This is a genomic window from Kitasatospora phosalacinea, assembly GCF_030268885.1.
Classification (GTDB): domain Bacteria; phylum Actinomycetota; class Actinomycetes; order Streptomycetales; family Streptomycetaceae; genus Kitasatospora; species Kitasatospora phosalacinea_C.
On record NZ_BSSA01000002.1, the window covers coordinates 90,931 to 114,017 of the forward strand.

General features: G+C 73.2%; 18 protein-coding genes. 7 read left to right on the plus strand and 11 right to left on the minus strand.

The annotated features are described in order from the left end of the window. The 3 genes from pheA to QSK52_RS04040 all read left to right on the plus strand — a co-directional run bounded on the left by pheA (position 1) and on the right by QSK52_RS04040 (position 3,610). Positions 1-936, plus strand: a complete 936-nt coding sequence (pheA, locus tag QSK52_RS04030; RefSeq protein WP_285733648.1) for a prephenate dehydratase — start codon at positions 1-3, stop codon at positions 934-936. 547 nt (positions 937-1,483) lie between these two features. Then, on the plus strand, positions 1,484-2,764 hold the full coding sequence (gene serS, locus QSK52_RS04035; RefSeq protein ID WP_285733650.1) for a serine--tRNA ligase: 1,281 nt from the start codon (positions 1,484-1,486) through the stop codon (positions 2,762-2,764). Between the two features lie 30 nt (positions 2,765-2,794). After that, entirely contained in the window at positions 2,795-3,610 is an 816-nt protein-coding gene (locus QSK52_RS04040) for an HAD family hydrolase (protein ID WP_285733652.1), read from the plus strand. Between the two features lie 85 nt (positions 3,611-3,695). Here the strand turns inward: QSK52_RS04040 and QSK52_RS04045 are convergent, their stop codons facing one another. Then, complete coding sequence (locus tag QSK52_RS04045; protein ID WP_285733654.1) at positions 3,696-5,480, minus strand: LCP family protein; 1,785 nt, start codon at positions 5,478-5,480, stop codon at positions 3,696-3,698. A gap of 360 nt (positions 5,481-5,840) precedes the next feature. Between QSK52_RS04045 and QSK52_RS04050 the strand changes: the two genes are divergently transcribed. Both QSK52_RS04050 and QSK52_RS04055 read left to right on the plus strand, forming a co-directional pair. Continuing rightward, the gene (locus QSK52_RS04050; RefSeq protein ID WP_285733656.1) at positions 5,841-6,560 is read left to right on the plus strand and encodes a FadR/GntR family transcriptional regulator; all 720 of its coding nucleotides are present in this window, start codon (positions 5,841-5,843) and stop codon (positions 6,558-6,560) included. Between the two features lie 69 nt (positions 6,561-6,629). Further along, positions 6,630-7,877 carry a CynX/NimT family MFS transporter gene (locus tag QSK52_RS04055; protein WP_285733659.1) on the plus strand — a complete coding sequence of 416 codons (1,248 nt, stop codon included), beginning with the start codon at positions 6,630-6,632 and terminating at the stop codon, positions 7,875-7,877. A 63-nt stretch (positions 7,878-7,940) separates the two neighbouring features. On the opposite strand, the gene QSK52_RS04060 is transcribed toward QSK52_RS04055, so the two are convergent. The 10 genes from QSK52_RS04060 to QSK52_RS04105 form a co-directional block, all read right to left on the minus strand. Further along, on the minus strand, positions 7,941-8,657 hold the full coding sequence (locus QSK52_RS04060; protein WP_285733661.1) for an ABC transporter permease: 717 nt from the start codon (positions 8,655-8,657) through the stop codon (positions 7,941-7,943). 10 nt (positions 8,658-8,667) lie between these two features. Next, positions 8,668-9,585 carry an ABC transporter ATP-binding protein gene (locus tag QSK52_RS04065; RefSeq protein ID WP_285733664.1) on the minus strand — a complete coding sequence of 306 codons (918 nt, stop codon included), beginning with the start codon at positions 9,583-9,585 and terminating at the stop codon, positions 8,668-8,670. Positions 9,586-9,594: 9 nt separating this feature from the next. Beyond that, positions 9,595-10,488 (minus strand): ABC transporter permease, encoded by an 894-nt coding sequence (locus tag QSK52_RS04070; RefSeq protein WP_285733666.1) that lies wholly within the window; start codon positions 10,486-10,488, stop codon positions 9,595-9,597. Continuing rightward, a complete protein-coding gene (locus tag QSK52_RS04075; protein WP_285733669.1) occupies positions 10,485-11,501 on the minus strand; it encodes an ABC transporter ATP-binding protein in 1,017 nt (338 codons plus the stop codon). The genes QSK52_RS04070 and QSK52_RS04075 overlap by 4 nt, the downstream gene beginning before the upstream one ends. A 124-nt stretch (positions 11,502-11,625) precedes the next feature. Next, positions 11,626-12,645: a hypothetical protein gene (locus QSK52_RS04080; protein WP_285733671.1), complete on the minus strand. Its 1,020-nt coding sequence runs from the start codon at positions 12,643-12,645 to the stop codon at positions 11,626-11,628. Next, the gene (locus QSK52_RS04085; RefSeq protein ID WP_285733673.1) at positions 12,642-13,415 is read right to left on the minus strand and encodes a hypothetical protein; all 774 of its coding nucleotides are present in this window, start codon (positions 13,413-13,415) and stop codon (positions 12,642-12,644) included. Before QSK52_RS04085 ends, QSK52_RS04080 begins: the two co-directional genes overlap by 4 nt. Then, complete coding sequence (locus tag QSK52_RS04090; protein WP_285733675.1) at positions 13,412-14,407, minus strand: hypothetical protein; 996 nt, start codon at positions 14,405-14,407, stop codon at positions 13,412-13,414. Before QSK52_RS04090 ends, QSK52_RS04085 begins: the two co-directional genes overlap by 4 nt. Positions 14,408-14,441: 34 nt before the next feature. Then, on the minus strand, positions 14,442-15,317 hold the full coding sequence (locus QSK52_RS04095) for a hypothetical protein (protein WP_285733678.1): 876 nt from the start codon (positions 15,315-15,317) through the stop codon (positions 14,442-14,444). Between the two features lie 245 nt (positions 15,318-15,562). Then, on the minus strand, positions 15,563-16,924 hold the full coding sequence (locus QSK52_RS04100) for a glycerophosphoryl diester phosphodiesterase membrane domain-containing protein (RefSeq protein ID WP_285733680.1): 1,362 nt from the start codon (positions 16,922-16,924) through the stop codon (positions 15,563-15,565). A gap of 244 nt (positions 16,925-17,168) precedes the next feature. Beyond that, positions 17,169-20,441, minus strand: a complete 3,273-nt coding sequence (locus tag QSK52_RS04105) for a discoidin domain-containing protein (protein ID WP_285733682.1) — start codon at positions 20,439-20,441, stop codon at positions 17,169-17,171. 477 nt (positions 20,442-20,918) lie between these two features. On the opposite strand from QSK52_RS04105, the gene QSK52_RS04110 reads away from it, so the two are divergent. Together QSK52_RS04110 and QSK52_RS04115 are read left to right on the plus strand one after the other, a co-directional pair. Continuing rightward, positions 20,919-21,968, plus strand: coding sequence for a hypothetical protein (locus QSK52_RS04110; RefSeq protein WP_285733685.1), 1,050 nt, complete (start codon positions 20,919-20,921; stop codon positions 21,966-21,968). A 66-nt stretch (positions 21,969-22,034) separates the two neighbouring features. After that, positions 22,035-22,559 carry a hypothetical protein gene (locus tag QSK52_RS04115; protein ID WP_285733686.1) on the plus strand — a complete coding sequence of 175 codons (525 nt, stop codon included), beginning with the start codon at positions 22,035-22,037 and terminating at the stop codon, positions 22,557-22,559. The last annotated feature ends 528 nt before the right edge of the window (positions 22,560-23,087 follow it).

Sequence of the window (23,087 nt, forward strand, 5' to 3'; positions counted from 1 at the left end):
ATGTCGGCGACCCGTTACACCTACCTCGGGCCCGCGGGCACCTTCACCGAGGCGGCGCTGCGCACCCTTCCGGAGGCGGCGACCCGGGAGCTGACGCCGGTGGCCTCGGTGTCGGCGGCGCTGGACGCGGTGCGGGCCGGCGAGGCCGCGGGCGCGATGGTGGCGATCGAGAACTCGGTGGACGGCGCGGTCACCACCACCAGCGACGAGCTGATCAACGGCAGCCCGCTGATGATCTACCGCGAGGTGCTGCTGCCGATCTCGTTCGCGGTGATGGTCCGGCCCGGCACCACCGCAGGCGACGTCAAGACGGTCAGCGGCCACCCGGTGGCGCAGCCGCAGGTGCGGCACTGGCTGGCCACCAACCTGCCCGACGCGCAGTGGGAGTCGGCGGCGTCCAACGCGGAGGCGGCCCGGCTGGTGCAGGAGGGCCGCTACGACGCGGCGGTGGCGGGGGCGTTCGCGGCCGAGCTGTACGGGCTGGAGGTGCTGTCGGACGAGATCCACGACGCGGCCGCGCCGACCACCCGGTTCGTGCTGGCGGGCCGTCCGGGGCGGGTGTCCTCGGCGACCGGCTGGGACAAGACCTCGATGGTGGTCTGGCTGCCGGACGACCACCCGGGCGCGCTGCTGGAGCTGCTGCAGGAGTTCGCGGTGCGCGGGATCAACCTGATGCGGATCGAGTCCCGGCCGACCGGCGAGGGCATGGGCAACTACTGCTTCCTGATCGACTGCGAGGGGCACCTGAGCGAGCGGCGGGTCAGCGAGGCGCTGATGGGCCTGAAGCGGATCTGCCCGCAGGTGCGCTTCCTCGGCTCCTACCCGCGGGCCGACAAGGGCACCGCCTTCCCGCTCCGCAACGGCACCTCGGACCTGGACTTCGCGAACGCCGCGGACTGGCTCTCGCGCTGCCTGGACGGGCGCGGCGAGCTGTAACCGGGCCGTTCTCCGGGCGGGGCCGCCCGTTCACCTCCGGCCCGCCCGGAGGTCACCCGCCCGGCGCAGCCCCGTTCACCTGGGGCGCGGTCGGCCCGGCCGGTCCGGGCGGCGGGCGGGGCGGTTCATCCACAGGCGGACGGGCGGCGTCCACAGGCCCGGTTGTCCCCAGCTGACGGGCAGTTATCCACAGGCCTCGGCCGGAGTCGACAAAGCGGTAAGGAAACCCCCAGAGCCGGTCAGATCATCTACTAGCGGCGCGGAGTGGACTTATCGGACCAGAGTCGCCCCCGCAGTGACAAATCACCTGGGCGAGCGAGCGAATTCCCTCACTCGGGAAGCCGAATCGAGGTTTGAAACCTGCAATTCGCGGTTCGGACGTCTGCGGACCTTTGCTCCCCCACTGTCCACAGGATGACGTGCGGTCCTGTGGATAACCCGCTCCCGGAAGGGTTTTCCACCGGGGTTATCCACAGGCGGAGCGCAGTTATCCCCAACCCCGGGCGGCGTCCCGGAACGGCCCCCGGCCACCGGTAGGCTGGAGCGCGTGATCGACCTCCGCCTGCTCCGTGAAGACCCCGAGCGAGTGCGCGCCTCGCAGCGCTCCCGTGGTGAGGACGTCGACCTGGTCGACGCCCTGCTCTCCGCCGACGAACGCCGCCGCGCGTCCGGCACCCGCTTCGACGAGCTGCGCGCCGAGCAGAAGCAGCTGGGCAGGCAGGTGGCCGCCGCCAAGGGCGAGGAGAAGGCCGCCCTGCTGGCCCGCACCAAGGAGCTGGCCGCCGAGGTGAAGGCCGCCGACGCCGCCCAGGGCGAGGCGAAGGAGGAGGCCGAGCGGCTGCAGCGCGCGCTGGCCAACCTGATCGACCCGGCCGCCCCGGTCGGCGGCGAGGAGGACTTCGTCACGCTGGAGGAGATCGGCACCCCGCGCGACTTCGCCGCCGAGGGCTTCGAGCCCCGCGACCACGTCGAACTGGGCCAGCTGCTCGGCGCGATCGACACCGAGCGCGGCGCCAAGGTCGCCGGTGCCCGCTCCTACTACCTGACCGGCCCCGGCGCGCTGCTGGAGCTCGCCCTGGTCAACATGGCGATGGCGCAGGCCACCGCGGTCGGCTTCACCCCGATGATCACCCCGGCGCTGGTCCGCCCCGCCGCGATGGACGGCACCGGCTTCCTCGGCCAGGCCGCCGAGAACGTCTACTACCTCGCCGACGACGACCGCTACCTGGTCGGCACCAGCGAGGTCCCGCTCGCCGCCTACCACATGGACGAGATCCTGGACGCCGAGCGGCTCCCGCTGCGGTACGCCGGCTTCTCCTCCTGCTTCCGCCGCGAGGCCGGCACCTACGGCAAGGACACCCGCGGCATCATCCGCGTCCACCAGTTCGAGAAGGTGGAGATGTTCGTCTTCACCACCCCCGAGGACGCCGAGGCCGAGCACCGCCGCCTGCTCCAGTGGGAGAAGGACTTCCTGAACGCGCTGGAACTGCCCTACCGGGTCATCGACGTCGCCTCCGGCGACCTCGGCGCCTCCGCCGCCCGCAAGTTCGACATCGAGGCGTGGGTTCCGACCCAGGGCAAGTACCGCGAGGTCACCTCCACCTCCAACACCACCGAGTACCAGGCCCGCCGGCTCTCCATCCGGATGCGCGACGGCGAGGGCGTCCGCCCGCTCGCCACCCTCAACGGCACCCTGGTCGCCGTCCCCCGGGTGATCGTCGCGCTGCTGGAGAACCACCAGCGGGCCGACGGCTCGGTGGTCCTGCCCGAGGCGCTGCGACCCTTCCTCGGCGGGAGGTCCGTGCTGGAGCCCGTCGCCGCCCGGTAACCCCACCTTCGTCCAGGAGCACCCCGCGCCATGAGCACCGCCCCCCTGCCCTACCGGCTGGTCGCCACCGACCTCGACGGGACGCTGCTCACCAGCGCCGAGAACGTCTCCGCCCGCACCCGCGAGGCCCTGGGCGCGGTCACCGCGCTCGGGGCGAAGCACATCATCGTCACCGGCCGCTCGGCCGGCTGGACCAGGCCGGTCCTCGACGAGATCGGGTACACCGGGATAGCGGTCTGCGGGCAGGGCGCCCAGGTCTACGACGCGGGCGCGCACAAGCTGCTCACCTCCGTCACCCTGGACCGGCAGCTGGCCGCCCTCGCCCTCGCCAAGATCGAGGCCGAGACCGGCCCGCTGGCCGTCGCCGCCAACCGGGACGGCCTGGACGGCGAAGTGGTCGCCGGGCCCGGCTACCGACTGCGGATCGGCACCGACCTGCCGATCCGGCCGGTCGCGCCCGAGGAACTGCTCGCCGCCCCCGTCAGCAAGCTGTACATCCAGCACCCCGACCTGACGGACGACCAACTCGCGGAAGCCGCACAGGCGGTGGCCGGGCAGCTGGTCAACGTCACGATGGCCGGCGAGAGCATCGTCGAGCTCCTCCCGCTCGGTCTGACCAAGGCCACCGGCCTCTCGCTGGCCGCCCGCCGCCTGGGCGTCACCGCCGCCGAGACCATCGCCTTCGGCGACATGCCCAACGACGTCCCGATGTTCCGCTGGGCCGGGTACGGCGTGGCGATGGGCAACGCGCACGAGCAGCTGCGCGCGGTGGCCGACGAGGTGACGGTCGGCAACGACGAGGACGGCGTCGCCGTGGTGCTGGACCGGGTGTTCGGGCTGCGCTGAACCCCGCGCCCGCGCCCCGCGCACGGCCGTCGCCGGGCGCGGGGAGCCGGACGCGGGGAGCCGGGCGCGGGGTTCCGACGGGCCGTCAGCCGAAGGACAGGTCGGAGCAGGCGTCCTGGTCCGCGGAGCGGGCCCCCTCGGCGACCTGGGAGGGGACCGGGCCCGGGTTGGTGGCACCGGCCGAGGCCGTCCCGCCCCCGGCCGCGGCCGCGTAGTCCTTGCCGAGCACCAGCGAGATGCCGGACGCCCCCCCGGCCTCGACCGTCGCGCCGGGGAACAGCGCGGCCACGGCCTGCGCACGCTCCTTCAGCGCGGCCGAGGCGTACTGGACCACCGTGGTGGCGTGGCTCTGGCTGGGCGCGTTGCCGGTCGTGGTGACGGTGTAGTTGGCGGCCTTGAGCGTCGCGGCGGCCTTGTTGCCGAGGCCGCCGGTGGTGGTGCCGTTGTAGACGGCGACCTTGACGCCGGTGCCGTCCGCCGGCGGGGCGGGCGTCGCGGTGGGCGTCGCGGTGGGCGTCGCGGCCCCGGCCGGGGACGGGGAGGCGCTGCCGGCGCTGGCGTCCCGGTTGTCGAGGGTCCGGTCGGCCTTCAGCGCGGCCCACAGCTGGTCGACCTCGGGGTGGTCGAGGCCGATCTTGGCGCCCTCGTAGTGCCAGGGGGTGGTGACGAACTTGATGTCGTGCAGGTCGATGCCCTTGAGCGTCATCGCCAGGTCGGTCAGCTTCTCGACGCTGTCCAGGTCCTCGTCCACGGTCAGCGACCTGGTGGCGGCGTCGGCCAGCGGGTACAGGCTGGTCGGGCTCATCCCGTTCGACTTGACCTGCTTGATCAGCGCCGAGAGGAAGGCCTGCTGGCGCTTCATCCGGCCCACGTCGGAGCCGTCGCCGATGCCGTGCCGCAGTCGGACGTAGTCCAGCGCGCCCTGGCCCTCCACCTTCTGGACGCCCTTGTGGTAGATCAGCTTGCCCTTGTGGCCCAGGTTGGGGTTGAGGTCGCCCTCGTAGATGTCGTTGGGCAGGCAGACCTGGACGCCGTCGACGGCCTTGGTCATCGAGGAGAAGCCCTCGAAGTTGACCACGATGGTGTGGTCGACCCGCAGGTCGGTGAGCTTCTCCACGGTGTTCTGGGTGCAGGCCGGGTTGCCCTGCTCGGTGTTGCCGACCGAGAAGGCGGCGTTGAACCGGGTGCCGGTCTGCTCCTTGGTCCACGTCTTGTTCGGCAGCTTGCAGCTGGGGATGGTGACCAGCGCGTCGCGCGGGATCGAGACGCCGACGGCGTGCTTGTGGTCGGCGTAGACGTGCAGCAGGATCGTGGTGTCGGAGCGGGCGCCGCCGTCCTCGCCGCCGCCGAGGTCCTTGTTCGCGCCGTCGCGCGAGTCGGAGCCGATCAGCAGGATGTTCATCGGCTTGTTGCCGTTGGCGTCGGCCGCCGCCTCCGGGGGGCGGCTCTGGCTGACGCCGGACTTGTCCCAGGAGGAGAGGTTGGAGTTCAGCCGCCAGTAGAGGAAGCCGCCGGTGCCGACCACCGCGAGACTGGTGCCGACCAGGCTCCAGACCACGATCCGCTTGGTCCGGCGGGGCTTGCGGCGCCCCTGCGCCGCCCGCCGGGCCCCGGCCCGGCCGCCCTCCGGCGGTCCGCCCGCGTCCGCGCCCTGGGTCCGCCGTCCGCTCCGCCCCTGCGCGGCGCGGCGCGCCTCGGCCCGGCCCCCGGTGGGGGCGGCGTCGTGGCTGCCGGTGCGGCTGCGCGGCACCCGCGGCCCGGGTGCGTCGTCGCGCTGGGGCGCGTCCTGCCGGTACGGATCACCCTGCGGGGTGAGGTCCTCCCACCACCCGGGGTCCTCACCCGGCGCCCCCGCCCTGCGGCCTGTCATACCTGCACCCTTCACCGGAGGCGGCCTTCGGGCGCCTCTGCCACCGCTCGCCGCCGCACGCGTCGTCGCCGACGGGCGGAAGGAGCCGGAGAGCGGAGCATACAAAGGGATCATTTCCGAGTCACTGCCCGGGGCACGCTCCGTGCAGTGGAACGCCCGTGCGCGGACCGCCGGTTCCCGGACCGGGGTGTGAGGCGCGCAACGCCCGGCGGCGGGACGGGCGTTCGCCGCTCCCGGCGGCGGGCGGCGAACGCGCGTCCGGGACGCGGCGCCGGGGTCCGGATCAGTTGTAGGATGACCGGGCAAGCAGTTGTAGGATGACCGGGCAGGTCGGCGGTGAGCATGGAGAGGAGTCCGGACGTGGAGGGGTTGCAGGCGGCGGGGCGGCGGTCGCTGGTGGATGCCGCGATCGAGCAGCTGCGCGAGCAACTGGCGTCCGGGGTCTGGGCGGTGGGGTCGCGGATCCCGACCGAGCACGAGCTCGCGGAGCGGCTGCAGGTGGGGCGCAACACGGTGCGCGAGGCGATCCGGGTGCTGGTGCACGCGGGGATGCTGGTCTCCCGGCAGGGCGAGGGGACGTTCGTCCGCTCGACCAGCGACCCGGCGGCGGTGCTGCGCGGGGTGCAGCGCTCGGGGGTGCGGGACGTGCTGGAGGTGCGGGCCGCGCTGGAGACCGAGGCCGCCCGGCTGGCCGCCGAGCGGCACACCCCGGAGGACCTGACCCGGATGCGGGCCGCGCTGGCGCGCGAGGCCGAGGTGATGGCCGCGCACCCGGAGCGGGCCGGCCGGGAGGCCACCGTCGAGCACGACCTGGAGTTCCACACGGCCGTGGTGGAGGCGGCGCACAACCCCGCGCTGACCGAGGTGTACCGGTACTTCGGGGCCTCGGTGCGGGAGTCGATGCGCACCGCGTTCGGCGACCACGACATGCCGGAGGTGGTGATCGCCACCCACGCGGCGCTGGTCGACGCGATCGAGAGCGGCGACCCGGAGCGCGCCGAGGCGGCCTGCCGGGCGCTGCTGGCGGAGCCGACGGCGGCGGTGGAGCACCTGCTCGCCGCGATCGCCGCGCGGAAGTGACCCGCGGCCCGCTCCCGCCGTCCGCGCCGTAGCCAGTAGCACCACCGAGCACAGAGAGTCAGTCCAGCCATGTCGGTCACCCGTGCCGTTCAGCCCGCCCTCGACCGGAAGGTCGGTACCCGAACCGCCGCCCGCTTCGCCCACCCCGCCCTGCTGCTGGCCGGGATCGTGCTGGTGGCCCTGAACATGCGGGCCTGCCTGGCCGCGGTCTCGCCGATGGTCGCGGAGATCCAGCGCACCTTCGGCCTGTCCGCGACCGCCAGCGGCCTGATCACCACCGTGCCGGTGCTGTTCCAGGGCGTGGGCGCGCCGCTGACCCCGCGGCTGACCCGGCGCTTCGGCACCGAGCGGGTGGTGCTGGGCGCGGTGCTGGCGCTGGGCGCGGGCGTGCTGCTGCGGGTGCTGCCCTCGGTGGCGGCGCTGTACGCGGGCTGCGTGGTGATCGGCGTGGCGATCGCGGTGCTGAACGTGTCGATGCCGGGCCTGGTGAAGCGGGAGTTCCCGCACAAGGCGGCCATGATGACCGGCGTCTACTCGACCACCATGCTGGTCGGCGCGACCATGGCGGCCGCGCTGTCGGTGCCGCTGGAGCACGCGCTGGGCGGCGGCTGGCGGGCCTCGCTGGGCGCCTGGTCGGTGCTGGCGCTGGTCGCCGCGGTGGCCTGGCTGCCGCAGGTGCTGCGGGCCCGGCAGCAGCGCACCGTGCCGGTGCAGGCGGTCGGCGCGGTGCCCGCGAAGGCGGTCCCCGGCAGCCCGTGGAAGTCCCCGCTGGCCTGGCAGATCAGCGTGTTCATGGGGATCTCCTCGCTGCTGGTGTACACCCTGGTGGCGTGGATGCCGACGATCCTGTCCGACCACGGGATGCCGCGCGGCGAGGCGGGCCTGGTCTTCGCGTTCAGCAACCTGGTGCAGGTCGCCGGGGCGTTCCTGGTGCCGCTGCTGGCGGGCCGGATGACCCGGCAGCGCGCCCTGGCGCTGGCGATGGCCGGGCTGAACGGGGCGGGCGTGCTGTGGCTGCTGCTGGCGCCGGTCTCCGGGGCGTGGTTCTCGGCGACGCTGCTGGGCCTGGCGCAGGGCGGCTCGCTGGGCCTGGGCCTGGCGTTCATCGTGCTGCGCACCGACAGCGTGCTGGGCGCGGCCCGGCTGGGCGGGATGAGCCAGGCGGTGGGCTACCTGGTCGCGGCGGCCGGCCCGGTCGGCGCGGGCGCGCTGCACCAGCTCACCGGCGGCTGGGACGCGACGCTGCTGGTGCTGCTGGTGCTGGCCGCGGTCGCGGCGGTGGCGGGCTGGGGCGCGGGCCGCAACCGGACGGTGTGAGGCACGGGAACGGGCGGGGACGGTCGGCACGACCGTCCCCGCCCGTTGCGCGTCCGGCCGGGCCTACTCCTCGCCGCTGAGCGTCAGCCCGGAGAGCTTGACCGAGGCGTACGCGGTGGCGCCGACCCCGACGATCACCAGCAGCCACAGCGCGGTGCCCAGGCCGACCGGGGCGATGACGGTGCCGTCGGCGGCGATCGCCTCGGCCAGCGACAGGCCCCACTGCTGGACGGAGAGGGTCTGGGCGCCCTCGACGTAGCTGCCGATCAGGCTCTCCCAGATCAGCGCGTAGGCGAGGCCCGCGATCACCGCGTGCCGGGTCAGCACGCCCAGCAGCAGGAACAGCGCGCTGTACGCGGCGCCGGAGGCGAGCGCGCCCACGGTGTAGCCCAGCACGACCCGGTCGCCGGTGCCGTACAGGAGCAGTCCGGCGACGTAGAGCGGGACGGCGGAGAGCAGCCAGGTGCTGCCGACCGCCACGACCAGCTTGGTGGTGACGATCTTCCAGCGGGGCAGCGGCTTGGCGAGCAGGTAGACGATCGAGCCGTCCTCGATCTCGGTGGCGATCACGCCGGTGCCGACGATCAGGCCGGTGATCGGGACGAGCGTGCCGAGGGCGAGGGTGCCCAGGACGCGGTGCGCGAGGTCCAGCTCGTCCAGGCCGCTGCTGCGGGCGAGCACGGAGACGACCAGCAGCAGGACCGGGACGGCCAGCAGGATCAGGACCCGGCGGCGGCCGAACAGGCCGCGCGCGGTGAGCCTGGCGACGGTGGTGTTCATCGGGGGCCCTTCAGGACGAGACCAGGTACGAGAAGACGCTTTCCAGCGACTCGTCGGCCGGGGAGACGGTGTACAGGCGGATGCCGGCCGCCCGGGCGACCCTGGGCAGCAGGGTGGTGAAGCCCTGGAAGTCGACCGCCTGGATGCGCAGGGCCTTCTCGGAGGCGTCGAACTCGATGCCCGCGGTGGAGCCGTCCGCGATCAGCGCCGAGGCGAGCTGCCGGTCGTCGCTGGAGCGCACCAGGTAGCGGTGCGGGCGGTCGGTCATCAGGCGGCGGATCTCGCGGAAGTCGCCGGAGGCGGCGTGCCGCCCGGCCACCACCACCTCGATGTGGCGGGCGAGCTGCTCGACCTCCTCCAGGATGTGCGAGGAGAACAGCACGGTGCGCCCGTCGGCGCCGAAGCGGCGCAGCAGCTCCATCAGGTGCAGGCGCTGGCGCGGGTCCATGCCGTTGAACGGCTCGTCCAGCAACAGCACCGAGGGGTCGTGGACCAGCGCGGAGGCCATCTTGACGCGCTGCTTCATGCCCTTGGAGTAGGTGCCGGTGTGCCGGTCCTGGGCGTAGCCCATCTCGACCAGGGCCAGGGCCCGCTCGGCGGCGGCGCCCGGGTCGGCCAAGCCGTGCAGTTCGGCGTTGGCGAGGACGAACTCCCAGCCCGTCAGGTAGTCGTACATCGACTCCTTCTCGGGGACGAGGCCGATCTCCCGGTACACCTCCTGGTTGCGCCAGATCCGGGCGCCGTCGAGGGTGACGGCACCGGCGGAGGGGGCGAGGAACCCGCTCATCATGTGGATGAGGGTGGACTTCCCGGCGCCGTTGGGGCCGAGCAGGCCGGTGATGCCCGGCCCGATGGTCATCGTGACGTCGTTGACGGCGACCACGTTCCCGAACCAGCGGGAGACCTTGTCGATGGTGATGACGGCCATGGCTGCCTCTCAGACGTTCCGGTAGCGGCGCAGCGTCAGCGCGTAGCCGCCGGCCGTGAGGGCGAGGAGCACCGCCAGGAAGACCGCCGCACCGGCCCCGGTGGGGGCGTGCAGGGCGGAGAAGTCGTCGGTGCTCAGGTCGAAGAGCCGGTTGACCAGGGCCTCCACCGAGGCGGACGGCGAGATCAGGAACGCCCAGGAGGAGGAGGTCCGCGCCGGGTTGAAGCCGCCGTTCAGGGCGTAGGTGAGGTTGGCCAGCGCGAAGCTGATCATCAGCACGCCCATGATCGCGGCCACGCCGAAGCCGCGGCGCGGGGTGGCGGCGGCGATCAGCAGGCCGAGCGCGGTGTACACCAGCGCGTACAGCACCGCCGCGACCAGGCCGTACAGCAGGTGCAGCAGGTTGTCGCCGACCGGGAACTTCGCCAGCATCGCGCCGGTGAACAGCAGCAGCAGCGGCAGCGCCAGCACGATCATCAGCGCGCTGAACATCGCCGCGAACTTCGCCGCCACGTAGTCGCCGCGGGTGGCCGGGCGGGAGAAGTACAGCGGGACGACGTGGTGCCGCAGGTCACGGGACATCAGCACCGGGGCCTGCGCGGCCAGGAAGATCTGCGGCAGCACCGAGAACGAGGCCAGGTAGTCGACGTAGTCCTTCGGCATCCTGTCCAGGTGCGCGAACAGCGCGATCGCCAGCATCACCAGCGCGGGCGCCGCCATGCCGCCCAGCAGCAGGAACGGCAGCACCTTGGACCGGCCGGAGCGGCCCAGGCCGAACGCGGCCCGCAGGCTCTGCACGTACAGCGAGCGGGTGGCGTACCGGCGGCCCAACCGCGGCCCGGTGTACGGGCGGTAGCCGATGTCGTGGATGACGCCGCCGTGGGCGTCGGAGCGGGTGGTCATGCCTGCTCGCCTCCTGCGGCCGCGGCCCGGTGCGCGTCCGCGCCCGCGTGCCCGTGCTCGTGCCCGTACTCGTCCGCGTCCTCGTCGGACCGGGTGCTGAAGATCTCGGCGACCCGGTGGCGGCGCTGCTCCAGCCGGACCAGGCCCAGGCCGAGGTCGTCCACGGCGTCGCGGACGGTGTCGTACGTGTCGTCACCGGTCAGCTCCACCAGCAGGATCCGGCTGCCGTCGCCGCGGACGGACAGGCCCGCCGCGGTCAGCCGCTCGGTCAGCACCGCGTCGGCGTCGAAGGCGCGGTCCACCGGGTGATCGGTGACCTCGACGGCCAGCAGCTGGGTGGTGCCGGTGAACGAGGCGGTGGAGGAGGAGCGCAGCAGCTTGCCGCCGTCGATGACCACCAGGTGGTCGCAGGTCCGCTCCAGCTCGCCCAGCAGGTGGGTGGTGACCAGCACCGAGATGCCGAAGTCGGCGTGGATGCGGCGGATCAGCCCGAGCATCTCGTCCCGGCCGACCGGGTCGAGGCCGTTGGTCGGCTCGTCCAGCAGCACCAACTGCGGGTCGTGGACCAGCGCCTGGGCCAGCTTCACCCGCTGCTTCATGCCGGTCGAGTAGCCGCCCATCGGGCGGTAGCGCTCCTCGTACAGGCCGACGTGGCGGAGCGTGTCGGCGGTGCGCTCGCGGGCCGCGGAGGCGGGCAGGCCGGACATCCGGGCCATGTGCACCACGAACTCGGTGGCGGACACGTCCGGCGGCAGGCAGTCGTGCTCCGGCATGTAGCCGACCCGTTCGCGGATCGCCGGGCCCTGGGTGGCGATGTCCAGGCCGAGCACCTGGCCGGTGCCCTCGGTGGCCGGGGACAACCCGAGGAGGATCTTGATGAGAGTGGACTTTCCCGCACCGTTCGCCCCGACCAGGCCGACCACACCGGGCTCCACCTCCACGGTGAGCCGGTCCAGCGCGGTGACCCCGGGGAACCTCTTGGTGAGGCCGTCCGTCTTGATGACTGTGGACACGGGCTCAACGTAGCCGTCCGGCCCCACCGTGCGGAATGCGCTGCGGAGCCCGGGTTGCCTCCCTCCACGGGATGACCTCCCCGGTCCGCCCCCTAGGGGACGGCGGCGGACCGGGCCGCGGCGCTCAGGCCAGCAGGCTGCTCTGCAGGGCGACCACCTGCCGGAACGCCTGCGCGGGGACGCCCTCGGGGTTGGTCATCTGGATCAGCGCGACCACGTCGCCGCTCTGCAGCCAGCACAGGCTCCCGGTCGGTGCCCCGCCGGCCTTCTCCTCCGACAACCGCACGTCCAACTGCCCCGCCGCGGCCGGGTACTTCCCGTCGCTGTCCAGGGTGGTCGTGCCGATGTCCTTCGTCCCGTTCATCATCCGGGCGCCCGCGAAGTAGTCGGCGGCCTCGTCGGACGACCCGAAGTGGAACAGCCGCAGCTCGGTGCGGGTGCCGTCGGGGGTCGTCCAGCCCTGCGCGGCCGCGCCCCGGCAGGCGTCCTTGGTCAGCCGCAGGGTGTACGTGTCGTCCGTGGCCAGCATCGCGTCCCGGTCGCACGGGATCCAGCGGCCCGCCACCGACGGCAGGCTCGGCATCGGGGACGCCGGGCCGGACGGGGACGCGGACGCCGGAGCGGACGGGGACGGGGACGCCGGGGCGGACGGGGCGGCCGAGGCGGACGGGGCGACCGACGGGCCGGTGGCGACCGCTCCCGCCGGGAGCGGCAGCAGCAGCCCCCGCAGGTCCGCCGCGTGCGTCTTCAGCTTGGAGTCGGCCGGCGCCGACGCGCCCACCGGCAGCGGCGGCAGCGTCAGCTCCGGGAAGGCGTACCGGCCGTCGTTCGGCGTGGCCAGGCCCGGAACGTCGGTGCGCTCCGGCAGGGTCACCAGCACGGCCGCGGCCGCCCCGGTCACCACCGCCAGCAGCAGCGCCCCGCCGACCTGCCAACGGCGGCGGCGCTCGGCCCGCGACGGCCCCGCCGGGGCGCCCGGCTGCTGCGAGGGGTCCTGCCACGGGGCCTGCCACGGGTCCGACGGGTCCTGTGCAGGGCTCTGCGGCGGGACCGGCGGGGGCGGCGGGGTCTCCTCGACGACCGGTCCGACGGCCGGCTCCGACCCGGCGTCCGGCCCGCTCTGGGGGGTGGTGTCACTGCTCATGCGGAGGCTCCCGGTCGGGCCAGTCGGTCCAGTTGCTGACGGAACAGGTCCACGACCTTGTTCTGGTCGAGGGGCGCGACCCCCGAGACCCGCATCCCCACCAGCAGGTCGCCCTCGGCGGAGTAGCAGGACATGTAGTCGAGCTGGTCGCCCGCGACCAGCGGCGGCAGCGCGCAGCGCGCGTCCGGGTGGCCCGGCACGTCCGGCCCGCGCCGGAACAGGTCGGTGTCGTCGACCAGCGCGCCGAACAGCGCGCCCCGCTCCGACACCGCCAGCTGGTTGAACTGGGTCAGCTTCAGCACCACCATCAGCCGGTCGTCGGTCGGCACCAGGGTGCGCACCCCGAGGCCGGTGAAGTGCAGGCTGGTGAGCGCCTCCTTGTACTGGCCCCGGTACTTCTCCGGGACCGCGGACAGCTCCTCCTCCTGGGCCTGCTCCAGGGTCCCGGCGAACTCGCCGTCGTTGCCGAGGCCCTTGTAGTCCGGCCCGAGCCGGTACCCGTCGGGCACCGGCAGCAGCAGGTCGCGCAGGCTGCCGAAGTGGTTGCCGTTCGACTTGGCGCCCCACGGGGCGGTCCCGCTCGCCGACGGCGCCGGGGCGGGCGCCGCGACCGCCGGGCGGTCCGGCCCGTCCTCGTAGTGCACCTTGATGATCAGCTCGCCGACGCCGACGCCGACCAGCGCCGCCGCGAGCACCGCCGCGAGCGCCCTCGGCGCCCGCCGCCGCGGCTTCGCCGGGACGGCCGTCCCGGCGGATTCGATGTCGGTCACGCGAGCTTCTCCCACTGGCGCTTGGCGATGTCTTCGAGTTGCGCCCGGTCCACCGGGTTCTTGGCGTAGACCGCGACGGTCATCACCACGTTGCCCTTCCGGGCCAGCGCCTCGCCGTAGTAGTAGGTGTCGGTGCTGCGCGCGTAGTGCAGGGGCTGCTTGCCGATCACCAGGTAGCTCTCGGAGTTGCCCGGGATCGCCGTGACCTCCGAGTCGCGGGTCGAGTTCGGGGCGGCGTTGGTGATCGCCTTCAGCGTCGACTCCGGCGCGTACTGCACCAGCGCGACCTGGTACAGGTCGTCGCCCGACTTCCAGGCCACCGAGGCGGCCCGGCGGAAGCCCTCCGACAGCATCGAGCTGAACTGGCGTGCGCTGTCGCCGTAGTTCTCCGCCACGTCGGCCGGGGACACCCAGCCGTCACCGTCGCCGTCGGTGCGGTCCTCGGTGCCCGCCGGACGCTCGATCAGCAGCTTGCGCAGGTCGCCGTCGATGTCCAGCGGCTGCGGCCCGGCCGCGGCCAGCGCCTTCGGGTCCACCCGCTCGGCCGGGTAGGACAGCTTCGGCGCGGCGATCTTCGGCAGCGGCGTCGGCGGCCGGGACGCCTGGATCGCGTACCCGACCCCGGCCCCGACCACCGGACCGGCCAGGACCGCCGTCAGGAACAGCGTGCCCGCCCCGAACCGCGGCTTCTTCCGGACGGGTTCGGCACCGGCCTCGATCACCTCGACCGCGCCGAAGGCCCCGGGGACCGCGGAGGTCTCGGGGACCGCGGAGGTCCCGGGGACCGCGGGCGGAGCGGGCGGCGTGGAGGTCCCGGGCGGCGCGGAGGGCCCGGGCAGGGACGGCCGGGCGAACGGGTTCGCGGGCTGCGGCGCGGCCGCGGCGGGCGGGGCGGCGGGCGGGGCGGCGGGCGGGGCGGCGGGCGGCGGGGTGGACGGCTCAGCGGCAGCGGCCGTCCCGGGCTCCGCCGCGTCCGCGGATTCGGTGCTCAACTCTGGCTCCTGGGAAGGGGGTTCGGGTCGGCCGTCAGCCGTTGGCGAGGCGGTCGCGGGTGCGCTTCATCGCATCGGCGAGCAGCGCCTTGTCGGGGTCTCCCTGCACGTCGACGGTGACCTCGTAGACCACGTCGCCGACCACGCCGATGCCGATCAACTCACCGGTGTACGCCTGCTGTTCGGGCTTGAAGACGTAGCCCTTGGCGTTCGGCACCCCGTCGACGTCGAAGGACTCCCGGTCGTAGCTGCTGTGGTCGGCGAAGCCCTGGGCCCGGTCGGTGCGCTTGAAGCGCTTGAGCTCGACCCGCACCTCGGTCTTCCCGTCCCGGGTGCGGTAGGTGCGGGTGGCCGCGTCCTTGAAGTCCCAGGAGTCGAGGATCTCCTTGATGTCGACGTCCTTGCCGTACCCGGCCTGGATGTCGTCCATGGTCATCATCGCGCCGTCCGGGGAGCCGTACGGGTCCGCGTCGTCGGGCACCGGCAGCAGGAAGTAGCGCAGGTCGCCGCTGTGCTTGCCGCCCGAGACGCTGCCCTGCAGGGTGCTGGCCGGGCGCGGGGCCACGGTCGGCGACGGCGTCGGGCTCGGGGTGGGCGTGGGCGTCGGGCTCGGGGAGGCCGACGGGGACGGGGCGGTGCTCGCGACCGCGCCCGGCGAGGCCGCGGCGACGGCCTGCCCGGGGTGGTCCGGCCTGCCCACCGCGACGGTGACGGCCGCGCTGGCCGCGGTCACCGCGAGCAACCCGGCCACCGACAGCGCCACCCCGACCGCCCGGGGCAGCCGCCGCGGGGCGTCCGGCGCGGACACGGGCCCGGCCCCGCTCGCGGGTTCGGCCGCAGCTGCGGGCACGGTCGCGAGGGCGGGGTCGGGCTCGGGTGCGGCCGCGGCCGCCGGTTCGAGCGCGGGCACGGGTTCGGGACCGGCCGCCGGTTCAGGGGACGGTTCGGGAACGGACAAGGGTCTCCCCCCAGGGTTCACATGGCTGCCCGCGCCGCAGTACGAGCCGTCCCCCCGGTCGGCTCGAACGTGGTCGTCTACACGCGGTGCACGAATTATGTGAGACCTGTGCTCCCGTCAACAACAGGGTTCCGGGGCCCATTTGCCGTAATGGCGGCCAATCGGGCAGCCCGTGACTGAACCGCAACCAGCCGCGGTCAGCTGTCCTCCGACCGCTCGTCCGCGGGGCGCCCGTCCGCGGGCCCCCCGTCCGCGGGCCGCTCGGCGGTCGGCGCGGGCTGCGCGGGGGCGGGCGGCGCGGGCTGCGAAGGCACCGACGGGGCGGTCGGCGCGGGCTGCGCGGGCGCGGCCTGGGCGGGGACGGGGGCCTGCTGCGGGTAGCCGTAGGACTCGGCGAGGTGGATGCCCGCGGCCTCGGCCAGCGCGATGTCCAGGCGCTCCCTGCGGATCCGGCGGTCGATGTAGAGCACGCCGTTGGCCAGCGGGACCAGCGGGCCGGTCGCCACCGCGGTGAGCAGCGCGATGCCCGTGCTGAGCATCAGCACCAGGGTCATCGTGCCGTGGGTGACCTGCCCGCCCAGGGCGCTCCCCGCGTAGTCGGTGGTGGTGGTGGTGTCGAACGGCAGGGCCAGCGTCACGACGATCCGGAGCGGGAGGCTGACGAGGCCGGCCGCGAACGCGCCGGCGATCGAGGTCACCGTGACGAGGCCCAGGGAGCGCCACCAGTTGCCCTTGTTGAGCTGCCAGGCCCGGCGGATCGCGGTCTTCGGGCCGCTCTCCTCCAGCACCACCACCGGCACCTGCAGGGTCAGCCGGACGATCGCGTACAGGGCGCCGACCATGAGCGCCCCGAACAGCAGGAGCAGGGCCAGCGCCCCCAGGTCCCCGTCCACCAGGCCGATCAGGAGCCCGGCGGCCACGACCAGCAGGTACCCCAGCAGCACCCCGCCGAACAGCAGCGCCGTCACGGCGGCGGTGGTCCGGAGCCGGGGACGGGTCTCCCGCCAGGCCTGGCCGGGCGTCAGCTTGCGCCCGAGGGTGGCGGCCCGCAGCACCACCGTGGCCAGCGGACCGGCGACCACGTACTGCACCACGAGCGCCAGCAGGTACAGGCCGCCGAGGACCAGGACCGGGCGGACCACGTCCCACAGCTGTTCGGAGGTGGCGTCCGCGGGGTCCGTGGGGAACGCTTCGAGCGCGTCCGCCAGGGGCCCGGCCAGCATGGCGCAGGCCACCAGCAGCGGCACCGCGAGGATCGCGGCGAACACCGCCAGCGGCAGGTAGAGCGCGGCGGCGTAGCGGCGCACGGTGTCGACCACGGCGCTGAACATCTCGCCGAACCCGAGCGGGCGCAGCGGCAGCACGCCGGGCTGCGGCGCGACCGGGGGGAGGCCCCACGGGCCCTGGCCCCAGCCGCCGCCGGTGTTCCACCCCGGCTGCCCGTAGGCCGGCCCGTACCCCGGCCAGTGGCCCGGCCCGCCGGTCGGCCCCTGGGCCCCCGGCCCGTACGGCTGTCCGCCGTGCTGCTGCTGACCCGGACTGCCGCCGTCCCCGCTCATCCGTACCCCTCCATGAGGCCGTCGGGCCCGACGTTCGGGCTCCGGGTCCGAGCCTAGGGCCCGGTTCGGACCCTCGTGGAGGCGCCCCGGCGTCGATGCCCGGGACGCGGCACGGCTCGAAACCGGACCGGCACGGACCCCGGCCCCGCACGGGCGGACCACCGCACCGGTCCGCTCCCTGCGCGACCTGGTGGGCGACCGGGAGCGCTTCCGGCCGGCCCGCGGGCCGGCCGGAAGGCTGGTCTCAGCTGCTCACGGACATCTCACCGAGCTGCAGGTAGGACGTGCCGAACTGGTCGGCGCTGAGCTTCGTCCCGCTGACCTTCACGTACCGGGCCGTGACCGCGGGGAACGTGAAGCTCTGGACGGCCGTGGTGGGCCGCGGGTACCCGGTCCGGGTGACCACCGTGGTCCAGTTCACGTTGTCCGGTGACACCTGGACGGTGAAGTCGACCGGGAAGCCCAGTCCGGTGTTGGCGCCGTCGGTCCGGGCCGTGAGGTCGACCCTGCTGACCGGAGTGGCACCGCCGAGGTCGACCGTCGCCCACTCCGCTCCGGTCGCGGTGCTCGCCCGGCTGCTCCACCCCATCGAGTACCCGAGGTTCGAGGCGACCGAGCCGTCCGTCAGGGCCGGGCGGACCCAGCCCGCGCCGTAGTCGTCGACGGAGCTGGAGGCGCTGACCGGACGGCCGAGCGCGAGGTCGCCCCCCGCGGCCTGGATCTCGGCGAACTGCATGTAGTAGTGGCCGAGTTGGTCGGTGCTCAGCTTGGTGCCGGTCACCTTGACGAAGCGGACGTCGGTCGTGGCGAACGGGAAGGACTGGGCTCCGGCGCCCGGCCGGGGACTGCCCGTCACCGAGGCCACGGTGGTCCAGTTGGTGTTGTCCGCGGAGACCTGGACGGTGAAGTCCACGGGGAAGCCCATCCCGGTGTTGGCGCCGTCGCTGCGCGGGAACAGGTCGATCCGGCTGAGCGGCTTGGCGGTGCCAAGGTCGGCGGTGATCCACTCGGTGCGGGCGGGGGTGGTGCCGAGCGCGCTGGACCAGCCCATGGAGGCCGGGCCCGACCCCTTGGCGCCGTCCACGGCCGCGCCCGCGCTCCAGCCGTCGGCCTCGTACGAACTGGAGACGGTGACCGCGGCGGCCTCCACCGGATTCACCATCGGGTTGATCCGCACGTTCGAGAACTTGGCGCTCGCCCCACCGGTGGCCAGGCCGATGCTGCCGACCGGGAAGCTGCCGTCCGTGACGGTGAGCAGCGGGGCGGTTCCGTTGGCGTACACCTGGATGGTGCTGCCGCGCGTGACCACGCGCAGGTGCACCGGCTGGCCGGCCGTGTAGCCGGGGACGGTGGTCGAGGCGAGCTGGGTGCCGCTGCGGTAGACGAACAGACCGCCGTTGTTGCGCACGGCGACCAGGTATCCCGAGTCCGTGTCGGTCGGGTTCAGGCTGTGCACGGTCAGACCGGCCCAGTTGCTGTTGCCGCCGTCCGCGGTGTTGACCCCGGTGATCTGCAGGTCGACCGCGGCCGCCACGTCCCGGTAGGCACGGCCGGCGACGGCTGACACCACGTCCCAGGAAGCGGTGCCGGTGCTGCTCTGGACGTACGCGGGGTCGGCGGTGACGGACCAGGAGCCGTTGAGGTGGCGCCAGTTGGCGTCGTTGCCCGAGCTGAAGTCGTCCGCGAACGGGAAGCTCGCGTCGCCGCCCGGCGCGACCAGGGCGTCGAGGATCTGCTTGTGGCGCTGGTCGATGTCGGCGCCCGAGGTGTCGTAGGTCGTGGTGTTGGTGACCAGCGTGTTGAGCAGGGCCCGGGCGGTCACCGGCTTGACCGCGGAGAGCTGGTGCAGCAGCTCGTAGTCCTGCAGGCCGTAGAGCTGGGCCTCGCTGCGCACGCTGTCGTAGATGCCGTAGGTCGCCTTGTCGGGACGCACCAGCATGTAGTTGCCGCTACTGGCGCTCGCGGTGACCTGGTTGGAGTAGTTGAAGGTGTCGAGGGTGACGAAGCCCTTGCTGTAGTCGTTCCAGTCGAGCGGGTCCACCCAGTAGTTCCAGCCCCAGTGCAGGTAGCCGACCGCGCCGACGCTCGACTCCATCAGCGGGATGAGCCGCGACTCCGCCAGCGGGTAGCTGATGAAGCGGTTCAGGTGGTCGTCGATCGGGTGGTCGGCGTCGTACAGCCACAGGTCCTTGCCGGCCAGGCGCTGGCTCTGGTAGTAGGCGTAGTGGGCGTCGAAGTCGGTGTCGTTGCCGACCGGCGTCAGCGTGGAGAGCCGCTGGTGGTCGCTCGGCGCGATGTTGTACTGGGCCTCGTTGGTCATCCCGCCCGGGAAGTGGGCGTGGTACCGGTCGTAGAGCCAGTTGGCCGCGGCCATCTGCGCGGTGTCCGCGTTGGTCGGCTCGTCGACGGCGCTCATGTAGAGGACGTCGCTCCAGCGCCGGCCCGGCGCGCAGGTGGGGGTGGTGTCGAGGCACTTGCTGTCCAGGTGGGCCTTGAGGGCGGCGAACACCGTGTCGAGGTAGGCCGTGGCGGCGGCGGTGTTGGCCGGGGCCCGGACGTGGCCGAGCACGCCGTTGACGTTCTGCAGCTCGTGCAGTTGGGGCGAGCCGTAGGTCCCGCCGATCAGGGGCGTCTGGTAGATGTACTGGAGCGCGCCCGCGTCGATGAAGGTCTGGATGAAACGGTCGTACGTGTCCCAGCCGAAGGTGTAGTTGCCGTTCGCGTCCTGGCTGGAGTTCGGGATCAGCAGCGCCTGGAAGTCCGCCCAGATCACGTTGTTGCGGTGCTTGGCGTGGTCGGCCGCGATGTTGCCGATGACCTTCCACCAGTTGGCGTCGTACATCTTGACGCCGTACTGGAGCGGGATGGCCTGCTCGGTGCCCGCGTAGTCCCAACCCGCCGAGGTGAACCAGTTGTTCATCCGGAAGGTCGACCGGTTCGTCGGCGGCACCGTGACGTCGTACACGGTGACGCTCACCGGGACGGACACGTTGCCGAGCGAACTCTGCACGGTGGCCGTACCGGAGTAGACGCCGGGCGCCTGCCCGGTCGGGACGGCGACGCTGTAGTAGTACGGCTGCGTGTAGTTGGCGGCCAGCGCGCTCGGGGTGTTCTCGACCAGGGCGTCGTAGTAGTTGCTGCTTCCGTCGGGCGGGTTCTGGGTCTGCGCGCCCGGCTTGTTGACGTTGGGGTGGTTGTACTCCGACGACACCGTGATGTCGGCGGCCGGAATGCTCGCTCCGCCGGGACCGGTGAGGTCACCGGCCACCACCGAGACCCCGGTCGCGTTCGAGGTCGAGCGGACCGCGATCTGCGCGGCCTGGACCTCGTTGCGGGCCGCGTACAACGCGATGCCGGTGACCGGCGCCGACGGCCGCACGGAGGACGAGAAGACGTGGTCGGAGGCGCTCTGGACCCAGACGGACGGAGTGGCCGCGAAGGCCGGCCCCTGGGCGAGCCCGGCGAAGAGTGCGGACGCTGTCAGGAAGACCGACGACTTGAGCAGGCGTCTGCTCATGTTTCCCCCCTCGGATGACGCAGCAGCCGCTCGTGCTTCGGACGAGCGGCTCGGATGCGCGCATGGTATCGATGCGTGCACGGCCGGTCCTGCCGATATCGACCCCGGCCGGAATCCGCAGGCCACCACGCCGGGGGCGTCCAACAGGCGGACACCGATGAGCAGTTGGCCCGCGCGGACAGCGTGGTGCTTCGCACCGTGCCGCGGCCTCCCGAGCCGACGGCACGCGTGCGAACCGAACCTCTCGGACGGATCGGGCGATACCGCCGGCCGCGTTTCTCACATGCCGAGAAGCTTCGGAAGTTCGACCCCGTTCAATCAAATCCCGTGCCAGGCTCATGAATTGACAAAGAGCCGGTAAAGGACCGCCCCCGCGACAAACCCGTCCGCCCCGCCGCCGGCCCGGCGCTCGGGGCGATCGCCCCCCAGAAGGTCCGGGACCAGAGCGCCGCCCAGGAACTGGCCGACCGGATCACCGTGCTGGCTCGCACGCAGCCGTCGACCGGGTTCACCGGCCTGACCGTGACTCCCGACGGGCTCACCGTGCACTGGAAGGGCCGCGTTCCGGCCCAGGTGCAGAAGCTGGTCGACGCCTCCCCGGTCGCCGTGACGATACGGCCGACCGCGTTCTCCCTCGCCGAACTGGACCGGGCGGCCCGCGAGCTGGCCGACTCCGTCGCGGCGTCGGGCGCAGCGGCCTCCCGGATCGGGCCGTCGGCCGATTTCTCGGCCATCGAGGTGTCGGCCGCATCGCCGGTCAGCACGCTGGCGGCGCAGCTCGCGGCAGGCCGGAGCGGCATCCCGGTCCGGTACGTCGTCGAGCCGGAGGCCGTCCCCGCCTACGGCCGCTGGGACGACACGTCGCCGTTCTGGGGCGGCAACGCCATCGACCGCCTGACCGACCCGATCCTCCGCCACTACACCTACTGCACCACCGCGTTCTCCGTGACGAAGCCCAACGGCACCTCGGGCCTCCTCACCGCCCAGCACTGCGGCACCAACGAGGAGTGGCGCACTCCTTACGGCGACGCACTGGTCGGCACCAGCGACGGCGGCAACACGACCCTCGACTCCGTGGTGATCACCGGGAGCTCCTACGCGCCCGTCGTCTACGTCGGCGACACCAACTCCTCCAGCGGTGCGGCCGTGACCGGCGCGGCCAACCCCGGGGTGGGGTCGTACGTCTTCGCCTCCGGTTCGTGGTCCGGCGCCTCCGTGCTCAAGGTCACCGCGGTGAACCAGTACGCGGTGGCGGACGGCGTGACGCACGGCCCCGGCTTCTGGGCCGTCAACGAGGAGGGCGTCGCGAGCGTCGGGCAGGGGGACAGTGGTGGACCGGTCGCCGGGGTGAACAGCGACCTGCAGACGGTCAGTGCCCGCGGTCTGATCTCCATGGTGTCCACCGGCTCCTACCAGGGCGCCTGCGTGGGCCGCACCTCTGACGGGCGCATCTGTTCCACGCGTTCCTTCCACATCAACATCGACGCGGTCACCTCCGGTCTCGGAGTCTCCGTGGCCACGCTCTGACCGAACGGTTACGGTGAAGTCATGACTCCTCTTTGGAATCGTCAACTCGCTTACCACGCAAGGTTGTTGGCCGCTTCCTTGGCTCTGGCCGCCTGCGGGACGGCCGGCAGTCCGGAGGGTGCGGCGACCAAGCCCTCCCTCCCGGCGAGCGCGTCCCCGCCCGGGGCGGGCACGCCGACTGCCGGGGACAGGAGCGCGGCCGTCGCGGAGTTCGCGCGTCGACAGTTCCCCGAGGTGTTCAGCGGCCTGACCGTGGACCGCGACGGCACGACCGTGCACCGGGTCGCGCGGGGTGCCGCCGCCCTGGAGCAGGCGCTCGCCCGGGAGTTCCCGGGCGAGCGCCTGCGCTTCGCGGACTCCCCCCGCACCGCGGTCGAACTCGACGACCTCGCCCGCCGGGTGGCCGCCGACGTGCCCGGGCTGCAGGAGGAGGGCGTCAGCGTCACGGAGGTCGGCCCCGATCCCGCGCTCGGCACCGTCAGGGTCACCGTCGAGGACCCGGACGCCGCCCGGGACCGGCTCGCCGCCCGCTACGGGCCCGGCGTCACGGTCACCGGTCCCGGCCCGGACGCCGTCCCCGCCGGGGGGTGAACGAGGCCCGGTCAGGGCGGACGGCCCGGAGACCGGGCGGCGGAACCGTTGTAGGCCGTCCGTGTCGCCGGTGTTCACGGTGACGTCGCCGCGTGCTCTTCGCGGGCGCCCGTCGTCGAGGAGTCCACAGGGGCGTTCACCGGTTGCGGAGACACCGGGTTCACGCCTCCACGTGCAGTGTCGGATCCGGTTCGGCCCGGTGCGGATTCGCCGGACCGGCCGGTGGAAGGCATTTGTGTGAACAAGAAAGCGAATCTCGTGCATTCTCTCGTTCGCAGGTGATGGCACCTTCGCGCGCCGGTGGCTCCCCGGCGACCGGGCTCCGGCGACCGGGCGGCCGGGGCCGCGGACGTCCTCCAACCGGCAGCTCAGGACGGTGTTCGGGGGCCGGACCGACGGCCGGCCGAGCCCGTGGTCGGCGACGGAGAAGGCGGCGCACCAGCAGGGGCGCACATGTCGGCGCTACGGATCGTCCGGGGGACGAAGCACGCGCCCGGTGCGTTTATTGCGCCGGAACGGAATCCGCAC